General features: G+C 53.3%; 1 pseudogene. It reads left to right on the top strand.

From position 1 onward, the window contains the following. Positions 1-56 precede the first annotated feature (56 nt). Positions 57-244 (top strand): annotated as a pseudogene (gene cysE / locus FVA95_RS30280) (serine O-acetyltransferase); the annotation flags it as partial.

The following is a 244-nucleotide window of genomic DNA, read 5'->3' as shown; positions in this document are numbered from 1 at the left end:
GTTTTTACCACGCGACGCTACTCAAGCACGAAAACCTTGGAAGTGCACTGAGCTACATGCTGGCGAACAAGCTGTCATCGCCAATTATGCCTGCTATTGCTATCCGTGAAGTGGTGGAAGAAGCCTACGCCGCTGACCCGGAAATGATCGCCTCTGCGGCCTGTGATATTCAGGCGGTGCGTACCCGCGACCCGGCAGTCGATAAATACTCAACCCCGTTGTTATACCTGAAGGGTTTTCATGC

The organism is Pseudonocardia sp. EV170527-09 (assembly GCF_008369905.1).
In the GTDB taxonomy this organism is placed as follows: Bacteria; Actinomycetota; Actinomycetes; order Mycobacteriales; family Pseudonocardiaceae; genus Pseudonocardia.
This window is presented reverse-complemented; position numbering and strand designations above follow the sequence as displayed.